Origin of the sequence: Telluribacter sp., assembly GCF_035998675.1 — a bacterium.
Lineage (GTDB): Bacteria > Bacteroidota > Bacteroidia > Cytophagales > Spirosomataceae > Telluribacter.
In genome coordinates, this window is the sequence record NZ_DASYHI010000014.1 from 17,868 (window position 1) to 36,904 (window position 19,037).

At 53.6% G+C, this 19,037-nt stretch carries 14 protein-coding genes; 6 read left to right on the plus strand and 8 right to left on the minus strand.

What is annotated here, in order from left to right; translation table 11 throughout:
* Positions 1-100: 100 nt before the first annotated feature.
* Positions 101-1,390 carry a DUF5103 domain-containing protein gene (locus VGN67_RS06790; protein ID WP_327486038.1) on the minus strand — a complete coding sequence of 430 codons (1,290 nt, stop codon included), beginning with the start codon at positions 1,388-1,390 and terminating at the stop codon, positions 101-103.
* 238 nt (positions 1,391-1,628) lie between these two features.
* Between VGN67_RS06790 and VGN67_RS06795 the strand changes: the two genes are divergently transcribed.
* Both VGN67_RS06795 and VGN67_RS06800 read left to right on the plus strand, forming a co-directional pair.
* The gene (locus tag VGN67_RS06795; RefSeq protein ID WP_327486039.1) at positions 1,629-2,915 is read left to right on the plus strand and encodes a M20/M25/M40 family metallo-hydrolase; all 1,287 of its coding nucleotides are present in this window, start codon (positions 1,629-1,631) and stop codon (positions 2,913-2,915) included.
* A 79-nt stretch (positions 2,916-2,994) separates the two neighbouring features.
* Positions 2,995-3,573 carry a Uma2 family endonuclease gene (locus VGN67_RS06800; protein ID WP_327486040.1) on the plus strand — a complete coding sequence of 193 codons (579 nt, stop codon included), beginning with the start codon at positions 2,995-2,997 and terminating at the stop codon, positions 3,571-3,573.
* Between the two features lie 3 nt (positions 3,574-3,576).
* On the opposite strand, the gene VGN67_RS06805 is transcribed toward VGN67_RS06800, so the two are convergent.
* Together VGN67_RS06805 and VGN67_RS06810 are read right to left on the minus strand one after the other, a co-directional pair.
* The gene (locus VGN67_RS06805; protein ID WP_327486041.1) at positions 3,577-3,804 is read right to left on the minus strand and encodes a type II toxin-antitoxin system MqsA family antitoxin; all 228 of its coding nucleotides are present in this window, start codon (positions 3,802-3,804) and stop codon (positions 3,577-3,579) included.
* Positions 3,805-3,973: 169 nt separating this feature from the next.
* The gene (locus tag VGN67_RS06810; RefSeq protein WP_327486042.1) at positions 3,974-5,917 is read right to left on the minus strand and encodes an ABC-F family ATP-binding cassette domain-containing protein; all 1,944 of its coding nucleotides are present in this window, start codon (positions 5,915-5,917) and stop codon (positions 3,974-3,976) included.
* A gap of 277 nt (positions 5,918-6,194) precedes the next feature.
* On the opposite strand from VGN67_RS06810, the gene VGN67_RS06815 reads away from it, so the two are divergent.
* The 3 genes from VGN67_RS06815 to VGN67_RS06825 all read left to right on the plus strand — a co-directional run bounded on the left by VGN67_RS06815 (position 6,195) and on the right by VGN67_RS06825 (position 8,237).
* The gene (locus VGN67_RS06815) at positions 6,195-6,803 is read left to right on the plus strand and encodes a hypothetical protein (protein ID WP_327486043.1); all 609 of its coding nucleotides are present in this window, start codon (positions 6,195-6,197) and stop codon (positions 6,801-6,803) included.
* A 135-nt stretch (positions 6,804-6,938) separates the two neighbouring features.
* On the plus strand, positions 6,939-7,532 hold the full coding sequence (locus VGN67_RS06820) for a bifunctional precorrin-2 dehydrogenase/sirohydrochlorin ferrochelatase (protein ID WP_327486044.1): 594 nt from the start codon (positions 6,939-6,941) through the stop codon (positions 7,530-7,532).
* Between the two features lie 114 nt (positions 7,533-7,646).
* Positions 7,647-8,237 (plus strand): molybdenum cofactor guanylyltransferase, encoded by a 591-nt coding sequence (locus VGN67_RS06825; RefSeq protein ID WP_327486045.1) that lies wholly within the window; start codon positions 7,647-7,649, stop codon positions 8,235-8,237.
* A 27-nt stretch (positions 8,238-8,264) separates the two neighbouring features.
* On the opposite strand, the gene VGN67_RS06830 is transcribed toward VGN67_RS06825, so the two are convergent.
* Together VGN67_RS06830 and dinB are read right to left on the minus strand one after the other, a co-directional pair.
* Complete coding sequence (locus VGN67_RS06830; protein WP_327486046.1) at positions 8,265-11,204, minus strand: DNA polymerase III subunit alpha; 2,940 nt, start codon at positions 11,202-11,204, stop codon at positions 8,265-8,267.
* A gap of 9 nt (positions 11,205-11,213) precedes the next feature.
* Positions 11,214-12,353: a DNA polymerase IV gene (dinB, locus tag VGN67_RS06835; protein WP_327486047.1), complete on the minus strand. Its 1,140-nt coding sequence runs from the start codon at positions 12,351-12,353 to the stop codon at positions 11,214-11,216.
* 65 nt (positions 12,354-12,418) lie between these two features.
* Between dinB and VGN67_RS06840 the strand changes: the two genes are divergently transcribed.
* Positions 12,419-13,231, plus strand: a complete 813-nt coding sequence (locus tag VGN67_RS06840) for an XRE family transcriptional regulator (protein WP_327486048.1) — start codon at positions 12,419-12,421, stop codon at positions 13,229-13,231.
* Positions 13,232-13,236: 5 nt separating this feature from the next.
* On the opposite strand, the gene VGN67_RS06845 is transcribed toward VGN67_RS06840, so the two are convergent.
* The 3 genes from VGN67_RS06845 to VGN67_RS06855 form a co-directional block, all read right to left on the minus strand.
* Positions 13,237-13,707 (minus strand): nitrate reductase associated protein, encoded by a 471-nt coding sequence (locus tag VGN67_RS06845; protein ID WP_327486049.1) that lies wholly within the window; start codon positions 13,705-13,707, stop codon positions 13,237-13,239.
* A gap of 40 nt (positions 13,708-13,747) precedes the next feature.
* Entirely contained in the window at positions 13,748-15,214 is a 1,467-nt protein-coding gene (locus VGN67_RS06850) for a rubredoxin domain-containing protein (protein ID WP_327486050.1), read from the minus strand.
* Between the two features lie 84 nt (positions 15,215-15,298).
* Positions 15,299-18,931, minus strand: a complete 3,633-nt coding sequence (locus VGN67_RS06855; RefSeq protein ID WP_327486051.1) for a molybdopterin-dependent oxidoreductase — start codon at positions 18,929-18,931, stop codon at positions 15,299-15,301.
* Positions 18,932-19,037: the final 106 nt, after the last annotated feature.

Sequence of the window (19,037 nt, forward strand, 5' to 3'; positions counted from 1 at the left end):
TCTTAGGGGAAAAAGAGTTTTATGGAAGGTAGTTGCTCGCTGAAAAAAAATAAAAAAATCGGGCCTTCTTGTAAAGATGCAATGCGAATGCAATGCAAATCTACCGCCGACGGTTCCACTCGACCGTCCGGTACCCTACCAACAGGTCTGAGCGAGCCGCCGGTGGCCGGAAATAAACCAGGATATCGTAGTCATTTTCGGTGGAGACATAGTCGCCTTCCACGAGGGATTCGTCCGGAGTACGGGAAGCATTTTCTACTACGGTATAGTTATAATTAACTACTCCCTGCTTCAGCAGAATAACCGCATTGTAGGCCTGTAGCTCGCTGTTGTAGGTCATCCGGTTGAGGTCGTTGAGGCGCCATAGGTTAAATGCCCCGTTGACATAGAGCGTGGCATCGGGTACCTCGGGTATTTTCAGAGTAAACACAACGGGAGTGTAGTCGGCTTCCACGCTTCCGTTGCCGGACTCGCGCTGGTCTACAATGTAAAGGCCATTGAAGTCATCCATCTGCATGTAGGCTCCGTTGGAACGGGGCTGGTCGGGGGAAAGAATCAGGCGCGTAAACTCCGTCAACCGCTCAATCTCATAAATCCCAAAGCCCCGGCCCGCCAGGGTACGGCTGTCGAAGTACCTGAATTCATTGCCGCCCCGAAAGGTATTCTCCAGATTAAAAAACTGATATTCAAGTACCTGGTCAAAGGGGCGTACATTGGTTGGCTTGAATCCGCTTTTAGCGTTGTCCCAGCGGAAATTTTTGCGGATAACTACCCTCAGGTCGGTTTGCGGAGAAATGAGGCGGTAGCTTTTATAGTCAATGCTGAAGTCAATCTGCTGGTGCGAAAACTGCTCCTGAATTCCCTGGGAAAAACGCGCCTGGGCCGTAATATTTACCCTGGGTTCATACAACATAAACCGCCGGGAAAGCACCGGCTTTCGTTCCCGCTCGGAGTACACCACCAGCACGTAGTTACCGGACAGCTTGACCCGGGGTACCTCAAAACGGTAGTGGTAGTAAGGTACCTTGGTGCTAAACGACTGCGAAAATTTAGTAATGGGGTAATCGTTGTATTCGAAGGTGTATTCAATATCATTCAGGACCGAGCGGCTCCAGTCGGCATTGCAGTGAATAATCTTGGCCCGGAAGCCCCGGTAGTCGGCCGTCAGGTCGTCGAATTCGAGTACAAAGGGACGTTCGGCCGCCAGGGGCAGAATAGCCGGAGACAGAAACCGGCGCGGGTCTTCGGGTTGGTCCGCCGCCGGATACAAAAAGGCCGTTTTAATGGTTTCGCTGTAGATGTAGTCGTCCAGTACTACCTCGGCGGTAGGTTGGGCCAGACTTACCTGCGCAATGATTACACTAAAAAATAGAGCTATAATACGCTTCATGAACTACTAAGTTGGGAATAGGTACGGGAGAACAGAAGAGCCGCCTAACAAAGCAACGATTCATCCTACTCCTTCTAATATCCTATCCGCTGTTTAAGTTTTGGAAGTAAAAATTACCATGCCTAACAATTGGGGAGCAATAAGTGTCGGGCTACTTTATTAAATGCTACCAATAAAACAGTACCTTAATGCTGATTTTTAAGGCAAAGTACCTAAACTATTTCCCGTCTGAAAGTAAATGAAAAAACTACTACTTATTCTGCTAACAATGGCTTCTCTGGGGGCAACCGGCCAATCATTAAGTACGGTAGAGAAGAAAATTATGGAGCACGTTAGGGCTAATATGGGCCTGACCGAAAAACTGCTGGAAGAGGTAGTGAATATCAACAGCGGCACGTTAAACAAGCAGGGGGTACGTCAGGTGGGGAATATTTTTATGAAAGAACTGAAGGCCCTGGGCTTTACGACCGAGTGGGTGTCATTGCCTGACTCCCTTAACCGGGCCGGGCACCTGGTTGCCTACCGCAAAGGTACCAAAGGCAAAAAGCTCTTCCTGATTGGCCACCTGGACACGGTATTTGAGAAATCCATGCCGTTTACGCCCTTCACCCGCCTCAACGACTCCACCGCTACCGGCCAGGGCGTTAATGACATGAAGGGCGGCGATGTCATGATTGTGGCGGCGCTCAAAGCGCTGCACGCGCAGGGGCTGCTGGAAGGTACTTCCATCACTGTATATCTTACGGGTGACGAGGAAAGCAGCGGTAAACCCACCAGTATAAGCCGGAAAGATTTTATTGAGCGCGCCAAACAACACGATATTGCCCTGGGGTACGAGGGGGCCCAGAGTTTCAGCATCGCTACCACCGCCCGCCGGGGTATCAACGACTGGCGGCTCACTACCTACGGCAACACCGGCCACTCGTCGGGTATATTTTCTAAAAATGCCGGTTACGGGGCTATTTACGAGGCGGCCCGTATTCTGGACTCGTTCCGTGAGCAACTGAGCCAGGAGAAGTACCTGACGTTCAATCCGGGGGTGATTGTGGGTGGTACGGAAGTAACCTATGATCGTACGCAGGACAAAGGAGAAGCGGTGAGCAAGACCAATATTATTTCGCAGAAAACCCTGGTAACGGGTGACCTGCGGTTCCTGACCGAAGCGCAGAAGAATGCCGCCCGGACCAAAATGAAGGAAATAGTAACACAGAGCCTGCCGGGTACCCGCGCTGAGATCCTGTTTACGGATGGTATACCTTCCATGGAGCCTACGGCCGGTAACGCCAGAGTCCTGCAGGTACTGGACCAGGTTAGTCGTGATATGGGTCTGGGTGCTGTAAAAGCGGGCGATCCCGGTTCGCGCGGAGCGGGCGATATTTCCTACGTGGCTAAGTACCTGGATAGTCTGGACGGTCTGGGTGCTTCGGGCAAAGGAGCCCACGCCCCCGGTGAAACCATTAATCTGAAAGAGTACCCGGCCCTGATTCAGCGCTCAGCACTACTGCTTTATCGCCTGACGCGTTGATGAGTAATTTTAAACCACAAAAGGTGCAGGCCGCCAATTTTAAACATAAATGCTTATTTTTGATAAAACAGCTGATTCTATGACCGCACAACCTCAGAAATATTATACCCAGGAAGAGTACCTGGAACTGGAACGCGAAGCCGATTACAAAAGTGAGTACTTCCAGGGCGAAATATTTGCCATGGCCGGAGCCGGTCATAATCACAACCGGATTGTAGAGAATCTTTCCATTGAAGTCGGCTCGTTTTTTAGGGGTAAATCCTGCCGTACCTATTCCAGCGACCAGCGAATACATATTCCGGCGAATGGGCTGTACACCTATCCTGACCTCCTACTGGTGTGCGGCAAAAATGAGTACCTGGATGATAAAAAGGATACTATCCTGAATCCGGTGGTTATTGTGGAGGTACTATCGGAAAGTACCGAAGCCTACGACCGGGGAGAGAAATTCCATTTTTACCGCAGCATTTCCACGCTGAAAGAGTACGTACTGATCAATTCACGCGCGGTAGCCGCGGAAGTATTCCGGAAGAATGACGAGGGTATCTGGATGCTGGCCTCGGAAGCTTATGTTATTGATAAGAGCATTGAACTGGCCAGTGTAGGGCTCACGCTGACCATGCAGGACATCTACGCCCAGACGGAGGATCTGGTGTAGGGGCTAGGCAGCCTGTAGTTTGATGACTTCCAATTCGACACCTTTCTGAACGGCCTCTTCTCCTTTTTGTAATACCTGACGGGCAATGTCAGCATCCAGGTAGTAGTGGCCACAGTTCGTGCAGACGTGAGCAGGTACTTCCTTAATGATAATCAGGGAACTACCTCGTTCTAACGTTACAGTTACGTGGCCTGCTTCGGTAGTACCTTCTTTACAAAGTTGGCAATTCATTGGTGCTGAGGTGTCACCCCTCCGGGGCTGAAAATTTCATATCTATGCTTAACTGCTACTAAGGTACCGCCCCTCCGGGCTTTTTGTTTCTATGCTTCGAAAGCTGTACAAATACAGGCGCTCGTTACTTTCCTCCCTTTCTCCTTTAGTACCTTTTCTCCTTCCAAAACTACCCCGCCAGTTCCTCTACTTCCAGCATGGCTACTTCCCAGGCTTCGGTGGTATCAGCCAGCTTTTTCTTGGTAGTGGCGTAATCGTCGTTGAGTTTGGTCAAAATTTCCTTTTCGTGGTAGGAGCTCGGGTCGGCCAGTTTGGCTTCAAGTACCTTCTTCTGTTTTTCCAGCTCCGTAATCTTTACTTCCAGTTCTTCCACCAGCTTCTGAGCCTGCTTCAGGGCCTTCTGATTTTCATGATTATTAGAGGTACTTTTCTTTGGCTCCTGAGTCGCTGGTGTGTTATTTTTCACCTGAGGCGGCGCACTGCTAACCACCGCTTTTTCACTTACCGCCGATTGCAGCCCACGTTCTTCCAGCCAAATGGTGTATTCTTCGTAAGTACCCGGGTACTCTTTAATCTGATGGTCTTCAATGTACCAGATTTTATTGGCAATGGATTCCACAAAGTACCGGTCGTGCGATACGACTATGTAGCTGCCCTCGTACTGCTGCAGCGCCTGAATCAGAATATTCACCGACTGCATGTCGAGGTGGTTGGTAGGTTCGTCAAGCAGCAGGAAGTTGGCCTGCGAAAGAAGTACCTTCGCCAGCGCCACGCGTGACTTTTCCCCTCCCGATAGTACCTTAATTTTCTTGAAAACATCGTCTCCCGAAAACAGGAAGCAACCCAGTACCGTCCTTAGTTCGGTTTCAGTCTTGGTGGGATTAGCGTATTTCAGCTCTTCGATGAGGTTATGTTCCACGTTCAGCGACTCCAGCTGGTGCTGGGCGTAGAACGTAAACGATACGTTATGGCCCAGCCGCCGCACCCCTTCGATGGGTTCAGTACCGGCTACTACCCGAAGGGCCGTTGACTTACCCCGTCCGTTGGCCCCGATCAGGGCTATTTTATCTCCCCGTTCCATACTGATGTTGGTATGGTCAAGAATCACTTTCTCGCCGTAGGCTTTGGAGACATCTTCCAGCTGCAGTACGTGGCGCCCCGGCTGGGTCGTAAACTGGAACCGGAAGTGTACGCGGGCGTTGGCGTCCAGTACTTCGTCCACAAAATCCATGCGTTCCAGCGACTTCACCCGGCTCTGTACCTGACGCGACTTGCTGGCCTTCGCCTTAAAGCGCTCGATAAAACGCTCTGTCTGGCGAATCTTGGCCTGCTGGTTTTCGTAGGCGCCCCGCTGAATTTCGTTCCGGAGCTCTTTTTCTTCTATGTAATAGGAGTAATTACCCGAATACAGGTTCAGTTTGCCACCCGAAACTTCCACAATGGTATCTACCACATTGTCCAGGAATTCCCTATCGTGCGAAACCACAATCACAGCTCCTTCGTAGTTCTGTACGTATTTCTCTACCCACTGGATCGAGGGAAGGTCCAGGTGGTTGGTAGGTTCATCGAGCATCAGGAGCGCGGGTTTCTGCAGGAGCAGCTTAGCCAGCATCACCCGCATACGCCAGCCTCCCGAAAACTGCCGGAGGGGTGTCTGCAGGTCATCTGTCGTAAAGCCCAGTCCTTCCAGAATAGCTTCGGCTTTGGACTGAATAGTATAGCCATCCAGGGCCTCAAACTCTTCCTGCACCCGGGCCAGCTTATCTACCAGCTCGTCGCGGTAGTTGTGCTCCATGTCGTGCAGGATTTTATCCATCTGTACCTGTAGCTGATTCTGCCGCTCAAAGGCCTGCATGGCCACCGACAAAATAGAGTCGTCGCTCTGGTAAGAGAGCAGGTCCTGGTTCAGGAAGCCAATGGTACAGTCGCCCGACTTGGAAATACTGCCCCCGTCGGGCTGGTACTCGCCAATGATGAGTCGCAGCAGGGTCGATTTGCCCGTTCCGTTCAGACCGATCAGGCCTATTTTCTGCTTGGGCTTAATATGCAGCGAGGCGCTGTCGTAAAGCGCGCGGTCGCCAAGGAAGTAGTCGAGGTTGGTTATTGCAATCATGCCGCAAAGGTACGGCGAAACTGTGAAAATCAGTGAGTCCGGTCAGGAATTATCCGTAGTTGTTTCCGGAAATCATTCAATAATTGGTAAAGCGGACCAGCTAGTTGATAGCCCGCTCAGGCTTGGCAATTCCCTCCTTCAATTAAATAGCATTTTTGGCCGATTCGTAGTCTAAAAGCCACAACTCATGCAGGTAAACCTTGGGAAGAATAAGCCAGCGTAACATTTTTGTCCCGGAAATACTACCTATTGTTTACATCATTTATTCTAACAAGCCATGAAAAAAGTACTTTCTCTGATGAATTTGTCCCTGGTGTTGGGCCTGTGCAGCCTGCTGTTACTAAACTGTAAAGAAACCGATGGCCGGGGGTCGCCACTCGAGCCGGGAGGTTTTGGAAACTATCCACGCTCCAAAGTACCCGCCGAACTGGTAGGGGGGTACTGGCAGGTAGGGTCATTTTCGATGACCCAATACAACAACTATGACGGGAGCTACGCCGGTAACGCCAACGAAATAGCTACCGGATACCGGTTTGTAAACGCTGACGGGGACGCCGAACAGTATTTTTACTGGACCAAGACCAGTACCTACTGCCGCGACCAGATTTTGGGGTACCGGAAAGGTACCGTGGTATTTGACACGCAGAAAAAAACGTTTGCCTTTTACGCCGCCAGTGGTAACTACCGTCGCTACGATGCCTGCGGGAGCAGCCAGACGCCGGGTTACGGCCTGAAAAAAGCGTATGGTGCCGAGGATTTGTTTCCGGCCTATAAGGCTGAATATTCCAATTGGGAAATCGTGAAAGAAAATGGCAAGACCATCTGGCGCATTAAATTCGAAGACAATTCAAAACTGGATTTTACCCGCACCGAAGAGCCAAAGTAGTAGTTGTACACAGACATAAGTGCAGGACGCAGGTACTCTGAGTACTTCCATAAAAAGAGGTATTAAATGGGAAACGGGAATATTTTCATTAAAACATGTTGTAGTTTTATCCAATAGTAAAACGCACGGACCAAAATGAATAACCTGTTTCCCATTTTCCTGAAACTCAATAACGACGACCTGCATACCCTGATAGTGGGCGGCGGCTACGTGGGACTGGAAAAAATTACGGCGGTTCTGGACAATGCGCCCGGGGCCACCGTTACGCTGGTATCACCCGAAATTCGGGAGGAGATTCGTATCATGGCCGGTGAAAAAAGCCGGGTCACTCTGATTGAAAGAAAGTTTGAAGACCACGACCTGGACGAAAAGGATTTGGTCATAGTAGCTACCAACGATAAAGAAGAGAACAAACGCATCAAAGGCGTAGCCCGCGCCCGGCATATTCTGACCAACGTAGCCGACACGCCCGACTACTGCGATTTTTATCTTTCGTCCGTTGTAAAAAAAGGAAACCTAAAGGTAGCCATTTCTACCAACGGCATGTCGCCCACGCTGGCCAAACGTCTGCGCGAGGTACTGACCGACGCCCTTCCCGACGACCTCGAAACCGCCATGCAACAGCTCAAAGAAGTACGTGACCTGCTGCGGGGAGACTTTGCCTATAAAGTAGAGGAGCTAAACCGTATCACGGAGGTACTGGTTAGTAAAGAGCGAAAGAGTGAATGAGCGAAAGAGTGAGGAATGAAGTGCGGAAAAATAATCTCGAATAGGGCTCTGCGAAACTCTGCATAAACACTCCCCGTACCTCTGCGTTTAAATACAAATCGACAATTCAAATACATGCTACACGGCCTGGTACTTAGTGGGGGAGAAAGCCGCCGGATGGGGCAGGATAAAGGCTTGCTGACAGATAATCAGGAGGCGTGGGTGGCCCGGGCGGCCAGGTTACTGGCGAGCCTGTACCTGCCTGTGACCGTGGTGGTGCGGCAGGCGCAGCTGGAAGGGTACAGGGCGGTGCTGCCTTCTTCGGCAGCATTGGTTACGGATGCTGACCTTCCCGTTGGTGGTCCCCTGAAAGGTCTGCTCACCGTGCACCAACGCTACCCTGACCACGACTGGCTGGTACTACCCTGCGATATGCCCGACATGACCCTCCATGTTTTGTCGAACCTAATTACTTTTTATAAAGCCAACTCCCACTTTACCGCCTGGGTATTCCGGGATGAAAACCAGAGGCAACCGCTACCGGGGATTTACTCGGCGCAACTTCTGGCCCATCTTTCTGAAAAAATTCAAAAGGAAGAGCTAGCTCACCACGGACTCAAGCAGGTACTAGAAGAAGGGTTTACGGGAGAAATGGCCTTGCCGAAAGAATTTCTACCAGCTTTTGGCAACTACAATTCACCAGGAGATCGATTGGGGAGGAGCTGAGTAACGCGGTGCGGCTGGGGTAAGTACTTAGATACTTCGGGGGTCCGGTTTCAGGGGTATCTTAGCCGTCCGGCTCACTTCCAGGGCCGGACAGCCAAAATCCAGTACCACTTTTCCCTCAATCAGATAAATACCGCTACCCTGCAGCGGATAGTTCTTCAGCGAAGGCGGAAAGTGTACCGTATCAAAGAAATCGCCGAAGCAGTCCAGGAAGGTGCCGAACTTCATGTACGTACCGTTTTTGGTCCGGACCGTCTTGTCACAGATAAATTCCCCCACCATACGTACTACCCTGCCCTCCTGCCCCCCGAGTGTACGGGCAAAGGCCTCCCCGCGATAGGTACTTCGGGTCAGGGCAAAGGCCGTATCACTGACCGCAAAGCCCAGCAGCTCAATCTCGTCGTAGAGGTCCTCTGCCGTAGAGGTTTCCAGGGGTGGCAGTACGTACGAGGGACTGCTGGCTTCAAATAGCGAAGAAGTACCCTGGTCCGGCCGGGTACCACACAGCAGCAGGTGTGCTTCCCACAGCAGCTCCTTCTTGCCCTGACCCGTAAACCGAAAGGCCCCGCAGCGGATCAGAATAATGAGCTGTTCCAGCCCTGCGCCGGTGCGGGTACTAAAATCTTCCAGGCCGGTGTAGTCGCCCCGCTGCTGGCGTTCCAGTGGTATGGTCCGGGCGAGTTTTCCTTCCAGGTTCAGCAGACAATCAAAGCCCAGGTATACCTCCCGGCCGTACAGGGTGGTCTGATAGTGGCTTTGGTTTACGCAGGGAAGCTGTATAGTACCACCCGCTTTGCGGGCCTCGTTGACGTACACTTTCCGGCTGTAGAAGCCCCCGTAGTTGTTGAGTACGGCCACCATGAATTCCAGCGGGTAGTACGTCTTCAGGTACAGGCTCTGGTAGCTCTCCACGGCGAAGGAGGCGCTGTGGGCTTTGTTAAAGGAGTAGCCGGCAAAGCTTTCCATCTGCCGCCATACCTCCCGGGTCAGCTCTTCGGGGTACCCTTTGGCCCGGCAGTGGGTAAAGAAGCGGTCCTGAATCTCGTCCAGCTTCTGCTGGTTACGCCCCTTACCGGACATAATCCTACGGAGAACATCAGCATCGGCCAGGTCCAGCCCGCCGAAGTGGTGGCCGACTTTCATGACATCTTCCTGGTACACCATCACCCCGTAGGTTTCGCTGAGCTGCTGCTCCATGACCGGGTGCAGGTACTGTACGGCCTGCGGATTGTGGTGACGCTCGATGTAGGCCTTCATCATGCCGCTGCTGGCGACACCCGGCCGGATAATGGAGCTGGCTGCTACCAGCGTGAGGTAGGTGTCGCACCGCAGCTTGGTCAGCAGCTGCCGCATGGCCGGGCTCTCGATGTAGAAGCAGCCGATGGTGTCGGCGGAGCGGAGTTGTTCCGCGATTTTTTCATCCTTGAAAAATTGACGTGGCTGAGAAATATCCACCCGCACGCTCTGGTTCTGTTCTACCAGCTGCACGCAGTCGCGGATGTGGCCAATACCCCTTTGGGAAAGGATGTCGAACTTTTCGAAGCCGCTGGCCTCGGCCGTGTACATATCGAACTGCACCGTGGGCAGGCCCTTGGGCGGATAGTCGAGGGCCGAGTAGCAGGTCAGGGGCAGCTCTGATATAAGTACCCCCGAGGCGTGGATGGTCCGCTGGTTGGGGAAGTCGGCCATCCGGTGGTACACCGACAGAATTAATTCCGTGATTTCATTCTTATTAAGCAGATTCTCCGGCTCGTGGACCAGCCGGTCTATTTCCTCCTTCGGCAGACCGTATACCTTGCCCAGCTCCCGGATAATGGAGCGCGACCGGAAGGTACTGATGGCGCCCATCAGGGCGGTGTGGCCGGTCTGGTAGCGGCGGAAGATGTAGTCGTACATCTGGTCGCGCTGGTTCCAACTGAAATCAATGTCAAAGTCCGGCGGGGTTTTGCGCAGGGGGTTCAGGAAGCGCTCAAAGTACAGGTCCAGCTCGATGGGGCATACGTCGGTAATCCCCAGGCAGTAGGCTACGACGGAGTTGGCGCCACTGCCGCGCCCCACGTAGGCAAATCCCCGCCGGGTGGCGTAGCGGCAGATATCGTCGGTGATGAGGAAGTAGGACGAAAAGTGCAGGTTGTCGATAATGCCCAGCTCCTTCCGGACCCGCTCCCGGGCCTCTTTATGATCTTTGCCGTAGCGGCGTTCCAGCCCGTCCAGCGCGTACTGCTCCAGCAGCAGCCGGTCGTCGTAGGCGTTGCCGGTAAAGGTTTTTTTGTTTTTGACTTCTTCAAAGTTAAATTCAAACGAGCATCCCTGCAGCAGCTGAATAGTAGAGCGGATAATTTCCGGGAACTCCTGGTAGTACTGCATGAGCGTACCTTTGGCAATGAACCGCTCCGAAGCAGGAGCTACCTGCCCGGGCTCCAGTTGGGAAATGAGCAGATTGTGCTCAATAGCCCGCAACTGCCGGTGCAGCTGGTGCGCTGCTTTGTCCTGAAAGCTCACGGGGTACCACATCACATAGCGCTCCCGGCGGGAACGGGGCTCCAGACGGATCAGGTTCAGGTGCCGGGGGTGGATGCCCAGGTACTCATTCTCCCGTAGTTGCTCTACTTCTTTTTTGCCGTAGGGATAAATTATGTAAGCGTGGTTAAACAGCGGGGGTGTTTCGGGCAGGATACTCTGCTTCTCGTTATGCCGGGTCATCCATTCGTTGAGCTCCTGAAAGCCTTTGGCGTTCCGGGCTATACCGATATAGAGCAACTCGTCGCCGTTGCGGTACTCCATACCCGCCAGGCCGTTGAGCCCCTGCTCCCGGCAGGTCCGGATAAAGTCCAGCGTGCCGGTACTATTATTAATATCCGTCAGGACCGCCGTATCGTAGCCGTGCCGCAGCATCTGCTGCACCAGCTCATCCAGGCTCATGGTGCCGTAGCGGAGGCTGTAATAGCTGTGTACATTGAGCAGCATAGATTTACTTTATAAACAAATGCCCCGGGTAACGGACCGGAACCCGTACCTGGACCGTATCGTGTCCAGTGCCCGGGATAGGTTTAGTTCTGTTTCGGTATCCTCAAACAGATGTACCTGGTGATGGCCGCTGACCAGTCCGCTGAGCCGGACACCAATGAGCCGGATGAGCATGCGCCGGGTGTACAGCTTCCCGAACAGTTCCATGGTGCGCTCGTACAGGAGCCGCTCCGAGCAGGTATAGGGCAGGTGCAGCTGTTTGGTGTGGGTATCGAAGTTGCTGTACCGGATTTTCAGGGTCAGGCAGCTGGTGAGTTTCTGGTCCTGCCGCAGGTCAAAAGCCAGCTCGTCTATCATAAGGAGCAGCCTTTTACGTAGCCGGTGCATATCAATGGTATCTTTTTCAAACGTATGCTCTTTACTGACAGACTTGCGCTCGTGATAAGGTACTACGGGGGTGTCGTCCAGGCCGTTGGCTTTTTTCCAGATGGTACTGCCGTGGGCACCGAGTACCTTCTGCAGGCTAAGCTGCGGCATTTGCTGCAGGGTAGCTACCCGCGAAATACCCATGTTCCTCAGTTGCATATAAGTCTTTTCACCAATCATGGGAATCTTGCGGATAGACAGGGGGGCCAGAAAGGCTTTTTCGCTGCCGCCTTCCACCCGCTTTTCCCCGCAGGGCTTGGACTCTCCGGTCGCTATCTTCGACACGGTTTTATTGACCGAAAGACCAAAAGAAATGGGCAGCCCCGTTTCCTGCATGATGCGGCGACGCAGCTCCTGCGTCCACTGCCAGCAGCCGTAAAAACGGTCCATCCCGGTAATGTCCAGGTAGTGCTCATCCACGCTGGCTTTTTCGACCAGGGGCGCCCGCTCCGAGATGATCTCGGTCACCATACCCGAGTACCTTGAGTACATCTCCATATCGCCCCGCACTACCACCGCTTCGGGGCAGAGCTGCCGGGCCAGCCGCATGGGCATGGCCGAATGCACGCCAAAGCGCCGGGCCTCGTACGAGCAGGACGCCACCACGGCGCGGTCGGACGTTCCTCCCACCAGCATGGGCTTACCCACCAGGCTGGGGTTGAGGAGCCGTTCCACCGACACAAAAAAGGTGTCTAAGTCGCAGTGTACGATTTGGCGTTCCATCTTTATTTTAGTACCTTTGACATTAATCGTGTCAAAGTGTTGACCGTAATTATAACAAAGACTATATGAAACCGCAAAAAGTTTTTTTTGGGGCCAACATTAAGTTTCTGCGGGAGCGTCGGAAGTTAAGTCAGGAAGCGCTGGCCGAGCAGCTGGGGTTGACACGTTCCAAGCTGAACGCGCTGGAAAACGGACAGACCAAAGCACCGCAGCCGGAGGATTATCTTAAATTCTCGGACTTCTTTAAAATCAGCGTGGATAGTCTGCTGAAAATAGATTTGTCGCGGCTGTCGGAGCTGAAACTGCGGGAGCTGGAGGCAGGCAACGACGTGTACATGACGGGTAGTCAGATCCGGGTGCTGGCCATCACAGTTGATAAGGAGAACCGGGAAAATGTAGAGTACGTACCGGTGAAGGCGAAGGCGGGCTATCGCAGCGGCTACGCCGACCCGGAGTACCTGGCGGCCCTGCCGCGGTTCAGCCTGCCCAACCTGCCCCAGGGCCACACCTATCGCATGTTTCCCATCACCGGCGACTCAATGCTGCCCATTCCCGAAGGCAGCGATGTGGTAGGGCAGTACGTAGAGGACTGGAAAAGCATCAGGCCCGGTACGCCCTGCATCCTGATCCTGAAAGGCGACCAGGACTTCGTGTTCAAGGAGGTAACGGTACAGCCGGACGGAGGCCTGCTGCTGCGGTCGTATAATATGCTTTACGAACCCTACACGGTACGGGCCGAGGAGGTACTGGAAATATGGAAATTCCACAGCTACCAGAGCCGCGAGATACCCTCCGCCGAATCGAATATGGAACAACTCCTGAAACTGATGACGCTGGTCGGGAGGGAGATTAGGGAAATGAAGGGGATGAGGAGGTGATACACCTATCCAACCCCAAACTCCCGTAGCGCGCGGGGGAAGTTTTTGCCTTCGTGTCCCGAGCGGCTCAGTTTGACCAGCGCGAAGCGATGCAGGGTATCCAGCCGCAACCACTGCTCCAGCGTCAGGGGTGCGCATTCCCACTCCACGGCTTTTTGCTGTACTTCGTCGGGTACTTCATGAAGTACCTCCCAGGCTGCTTCTACGGGCGGTAGTTGGCTGGCTTCGTGTCCGGTCCGGCGCAGGACGAGGTCTTGCAGGTACTTACGATACGCGGCTATTTCGGCTTCGCTGTGGCAGGGCAGGTAGGCCAGCTGCTCTTTCTCCTCCACGCTTAGCTTCACCCATTCGGGTAGTTTCAGCTTAATGCCGCAGGTATCGAGCTTGTAGCGGACGATCATCGGGATACACCGGAAGGTATCCACAAAGTCGCTTTCAAACCGGAAAAAGTAGGTGTCGATGGCTATTGCGTTCATTGGTTCTCTTTGCTAAAATATGAAAACTATTTCTCTAATGTCACACTTCTTCCATTGCATTTCCTAACTCAACCAGCAGCAGGTCTGCTTTGGGGGCGTCGCAGGTGGGGCAGGCGTAGTGGTCGGGCAACTGGTCGAAGGAGACTCCGGCGGGTATGTCATTAAGTACGTCGCCAAAACGCTCGTCGTAGACCGTGAAGCAGTGGAGGCACTGGTGGGCAAGTACCCCGGATGGGAGAGTACTTACCGGTTCTTCGCCCTCAAACCGTATGGCTTCCCGGCTCTCCATGGAACTACGGGCGCTGAACCGGCGGCAAAGTCGCTCGAGCTGGCCCGGTACGTGCAGCCGCAGCAGGCCTTTCTCAAAGAGGTAGTAGGTACGGCTGTTGGGGTTGAAGTTTTCGGTAAAATAAATGTCGTACACGCTGAAAAGTGACAGCTGACCAATCTGAAGCAGGGGGCGCTTTCGTACCAGTACCGAGCCGAATACCTCCGACTTGGGGCGCGTTTGTACACCGAAGCACAGGCCAAAGGTGCGGGTATCGTGTTTGTCAAAATAGCGCACTACGTAGTTTTTTAGCCGGGTACCTTCGTCGGTATGGTCTTCGGTTTGCCAGGCCAGTTCACTGGCCGCATGGCGGACGTTGATGTTATGCCGACCCAGTACCTTACTCCACAGCGTACGGTCTTTTTCTTCAATTCCTTTTATTATCAGGGATTTCCAGGGCGTAATACAAATTTCACCAATGCGCGTTTTCAGGCAAAGCGCGCATACTTCCTGCAAAAACCGGATGGAAAACTGCTCGTCGCGGCGGTACAGGCCCAGCCACGTACGGGGGCCGTAGCGGTTGAAGCCTTCGTAGTAGGGCAGGGTAAAGTCCGGAAGTTCTACCTCGCCGGTCGCGGGTTGAGTAATAAAGGTACGTTGCCCCGTAACGGACCGGTACAGCGACTCCTCCTCCCGATGGCCCTCCGTCAGCATGGCATCTTCTACACAGCGGGCCAGACGGCTGATATCATTGGTGTAAATAAGCTCGCGCCAGCGGAATACCAGATTAGTCTGCCTGGGCCGCACGTATAGGTACCAGAAGTGGGGTACTTCCGAGGCTATGAAGTTTAAGTTTCCGGTAAAAAACGGGGTAAAACTCTGGCTGGAATCCGACAGGTTGACTTTCAGCAGGGGCTGGTAGTCGAAACCATCCAGTACCGTATGGTACTCACTTTCGCTCAGCCACTGCCCCGTCCGGAATACCTCTTCGGCGCAGTAGGAGCTGATAATGTTGGGGTACCTTTCGGTGTTCAGCTCGTAGTTAATCTGTTTCTTTTTTAGGTCCTGTTCCAGAAAACGCATGTCTTCGTAGTGGACCGTCATCAGCAGCTGCTGACGGGAGCCAAAGCGCACCTTTCTCACCTTTGCTTCATAAGCCATCGACAGGATTTCGTGCAGCGTACCCGGCGATACAATGCCGCCAGGTATGTTTATCTTTACGTTATAGTAATCACGCATGGGCTTAAAGAGTGAATGAGTGAATGAGTGAATGAGTGAATGAGTGGATGAGTGAAGTGTCTTCACCTTATCCTGGCCTTTGCCTTAGGTACCTGTTATCAGTACGGGTTCGTTCATTTTTTCCAGAATACTACGTACTTCGGGGCGGCAGGAGCCGCAGCCGGTACCGGCGCCCGTTTGCCTGCACAACTGCTGGAAATCGGTACATCCGGCCTGGATGGCCCGTTCGAGGTTGCCCTGGCCGACGTTGTTGCAGGAGCAGACCAGTTTTCCTTCCACCGGGTCGGCCTGCTTGCCCGAGCGTAGCAGCTGGAGGCGTTTCTCCGATAGTTCCACGCCGTTGGCAATTAGGTCACGGAACTCCTGAAACTCGTTCTTATCCCCCACCATAATGGCTCCTACGAGCTTGTCGCGGTAGACGATGCACTTTTTGTAGTAGCGCTGCGATTTATCAATAAAGACAATCTCCTCATAGTCGGGGTCGTCGGGAGGGGCCTCGGCCAGACCGATACTGCACAGGTGCAGGCCTTCCATTTTGAGGATATTCATCGAAACACTTCCCTTGTAAGGCGTCGTAATATCACCCAGAATATAGCCGACGGCCACTTCGGCCTGCTGCTCGGCGGCCAGCGTGATTCCCCACATCTGGCCGCGCCACTGCGCTATTTCGCCAGCGGCAAAAATAGAAGGGTCGGAGGTTTGCAGGTAATCATTGACCACCACGCCCCGGTTGCATTCCAGTCCGGCTTCGCGGGCGAGTTCTATGTTGGGTATGGTACCAATGGCAATAACTACCACCTGGCAGTCGAGACGACGGCCGGATTTTAGCTGAATGCCTTCCAGCTTATCAGTACCCTGAAAGGTTTGAACTTCGTCATTGAAAAATACCTCAATGCCCCGGTCCACCAGCTCCTGGTACAGCAGTTCACCGGCCAGCGGGTCGAGCTGACGCTCCATAAACCGGCTGATGCGCTGGATAACCGTTACCCTTACGTTAATCTGACGAAGAGAGGCGGCCAGTTCAAGCCCCAGCAAACCACCTCCCACAATAACCGCGTGCGGATTGGGCTGCTGCAGGAAGGGGAGGAGCGAGTCGGCATCCAGGCGCGAGCGCATGTTGAAAATACCCTCCATACGGGGTACGCCCGGCGGCATAAAAGCCCGGCTACCGGTACCGAGCAGGAGTTTATCGTAGCTATGTTCCCGTCCCTCGGTGTCGGTCACTACTTTATTTTTCCGGTCAATATGGACGATGCCCACGCCCTTATGTACTGTAATATTGGCCTCGGCAAACTGCTCCTCGCGCAGCTTTACCAGTTGCTCCCAGGGCTGGGCCCCACTGATGTAGTCGGGCAGGAGTACCCGGTTGTAGAAAGGATAAATCTCTTTGGAAAATACGTGAATCTCGTCCTCCTGATTGATAGCTCGGTAGGCGTTGATAAAGCCCAAGCCAGCCGAACCGGCTCCGATCACGATGATTTTCTCGGCAGGTTTGCAGTAAGGTACTACCTGTACCGCCGAGTACTTGAAATCGGGTTCTTTGGAACGAGGGTCTACCAACGAGCTGGTCAGGTTATTGGCCCGGCCCAGGTTGCTGTTCAGGATTTTGCCCCAGTGCATAGGCAGGAAGCATACGCCCGGCCGTACGTCTTCAGAAAGCTGGGCCTTCACCCGAACCTCCCCACGTCGGCCCTTTACTACTATCAGTTGCCCCTCCTTAATCTCCCGGTTTCTGGCATCTTCCGGGTGAATCTGCAGGAAAGGCTTAGGCGTATGCTGGTTGAGCCTGGTGACCCGGCCCGTTTTGGTCATGGTATGCCACTGGTCACGGATGCGGCCGGTAGTCAGTACTAGTGGAAAATCTGCATCGGTAGCTTCGGATTTATTCTCATCCGGTACAGCCTGAATCTGCGCCCGTCCGTTGGGGGTATAGAATACCTTATCGGCAAATAGCCGCTTCGTCCCCACAGAACTCTGCTCATTACCTGTTACGAAATAATCACCTTCCGCCTTTCCTCCTTTTAACCCTTCCTCCCTTTCTCCTTTCCTTCCTTCCTCCGCAGCGGCGGGAGGCGCTCCTCCGGCCGCCTCCCGAAATGGCCACTGCACACTACGGAGCTCTTTGAGTACCTCGTAACTCACGCCCGTTACGTCTATGTTGGTACCCGCTGTTATTTTGGTGTACTCTTCGTATACCTGCGAAGCACTGGTGTAGTTGAAGGCTTCGCCAAAGCCCATTTTATGAGCAAATCGCCAGATGATTTCGGCGTCGGGCAGGGCTTCGCCGGGGGCATCAAGTACCTTGGGCAGGTGCGTGATACGGCGCTCGGCGTTGGTCATGGTACCTTCTTTTTCGAGCCAGGCGGCGGCTGGAAGTACCACGTCGGCAAATTGCACGGTATCGGCCCGGCTGGATACGTCCTGCACCACCACAAACCGAGCCCCTTTCAAAGCGTTCTCTACGGCGTTGGCATCGGGCATACTCACCATGGGGTTGGTATTGATAATCCAGATGGCTTTCAGCTTATCATCAGCCAGTGCCTCAAACATCTCGGTCGCCGTCAGGCCGGGCCTTGCCGCGATGTGAACGGGTGTATTCCAGAACTGCTCTACTTCGGCCCGGTGGGCGGCGTTGGTAACGTCGCGGTGACCGGGGAGTATGTTAGCCAGACCACCTACCTCGCGGCCCCCCATGGCGTTGGGCTGGCCGGTCAGGGAGAAGGGGCCGTTGCCGGGGGTACCTATGCGCCCCGTGATGAGGTGCAGGTCAATGAGCGAAAGGTTTTTGTTAACCCCTATTACCGACTGGTTCATCCCCATAGTCCAGAGTGACAGGAAACCCTTTGAACGGCCAATCCAATCGGCGGCCTTTTCGATGTCTTCCGCCGGTACCCCGCAGAGGTCAGCGGCTTCGGATAGCGTTCGCTGCATCACCTGCTCGCGGTAGGCGGCAAAACCGTCGGTATGGTTGACGATAAATTCCTCATGGATATACCCTTTCTCTATCAGCAGACGGCCGATGGCATTGTTGAGTACTATATCAGTACCCGGGCGAATGGGTAGGTGCAGGTCCGAGGAGCGGGCGGTGTCGGTGCGGCGGGGGTCTATACAGATGATTTTTACGGCCGGATTGGCCGCCTTATGCGCCTCAATGCGCCGCCAGATAATGGGGTGGCACCAGGCCGGGTTGGCTCCCTGCACATAGAAAACATCGGCCTCCTCAATATCATCGTAGCATACCGGTACCGAGTCCTCACCCAGCGTCAGCTTGTAGCCCACCACCGCCGAACTCATGCAGAGCCGGGAGTTGGTGTCAATGTTATTGGAGCCAATAAATCCTTTGATGAGCTTGTTGACCAGGTAGTACTCTTCCGTCAGGCATTGTCCCGATACATAAAATGCTACGGAGTCGGGGCCGTATTTCTGAATAAGTGCCCGAAACACCGCAGCCGTACGTTCCAGAGCGGTATCCCAGTTAACGCGTTGCAGCGGCATGGAGCGGTTGAGGCGCATCTGCGGGTACAGCAGCCGGTCCGACTGGTCCATGACGGTATAGTGCAGGTTCATACCCTTGGAGCACAGCATCCCGCGGTTGGACGGATGTTCTTTATCGCCTTCTACGGTCAGGCGTCCGTTGGGCTCCTGCTTTACCACCACTCCGCAGCCCACACCGCAGTAGCAACAAGTGGTTTTATGTCGGGTGGTTTGTGAATTCATAGATTTTAAGTTTACCTCACCCCCCGGCCCCCTCTCCTGTCAGGAGAGGGGGAGAGGATAAGCAGTAAGTTAATTAAATAGCCCTTCTCCTTGGAGGAGAAGGGTT